The following is a 970-nucleotide window of genomic DNA, read 5'->3' as shown; positions in this document are numbered from 1 at the left end:
TTAGTGAGGTTCACAATTATGTGGAAATATTTTTCTATTTATATTTTTATATTTAGCCACGGCCTATATGCTAATGAGTTAAATGAATCATCAACAAATAGCAATAATTTTCACCAAAACCATGCATCTGAAAATACATTAGTAGTGGAAGATGAATGTCTAAACATTACTGGTTTTTATTTCCGTGGAAATACGCTGTTTATCGATGATCAATTTGAAAATCCTGAGTATTTGCCAGACAGATGTATAACTATAGATGATGCTAACCAGTTGGCAAGAAATATAACCAATACCTATTTGACTAAAGGTTATGTTGCTGCTCGTGTCAGTTTCTTACCACGGAATAGCAAAGGTGAATTGGGGTTAAATATAAATGAAGGGGTAGTCGAGCGTATAGAGGGGGGAGATAGAAGGGTTAATCATAAATTTCTTTTCCCCAATGTAGAGGGTAAGCCACTAAAACTCTCTAATATAGAACAAGCGATCGATCAAGCTAACCGATTACGATCAAATAAAGTGAAGTTAGATGTGTTGCCGGGTAGTGTAGAAGGAATGTCTATTATTCGGATTAATAACACTGATGTTAAACCCTGGAGTGTAACCGCGTCAGTTAATAATTATGGTTATAAAAAAGTGGATGAATGGAAAGCAAACACTTCCTTGTCTTGGGATAGCCCATTAGGCTGGTCTGATTTCGTTAATTTTAATGTTAGTCGCACATTGGAAAACGCTAAAAAACGCTATAAACAAGAGTATTCATTATTTTATTCAGTGCCTTATGGAGATTTTACTTTTAGTACGGCAATCAGTGATATGCAATATAGGCGTTATGACAAACCGACGACGAGAATTATAAAATTTAGTGGAGGAGTGCAGCAATACAGTTTTGAAACTGATTTTATGTTTTATAGAAATAGTCGGCAAATTAACACGCTAAGTTCAACTTTAAAGCATAAAAAAGGAAATTCAT

The 970-nt window shown here is 34.4% G+C and carries 1 protein-coding gene; it reads left to right on the top strand.

Annotated elements, in window-relative coordinates:
* Positions 1-18 precede the first annotated feature (18 nt).
* Positions 19-970 (top strand): ShlB/FhaC/HecB family hemolysin secretion/activation protein (locus V2A85_RS23960; protein ID WP_420072590.1); only part of this gene is annotated, 952 nt, incomplete at its 3' end.

Origin of the sequence: Yersinia sp. 1252 StPb PI (genome assembly GCF_048593885.1) — a bacterium.
GTDB lineage: Bacteria > Pseudomonadota > Gammaproteobacteria > Enterobacterales > Enterobacteriaceae > Yersinia > Yersinia enterocolitica_E.
This window is presented reverse-complemented; position numbering and strand designations above follow the sequence as displayed.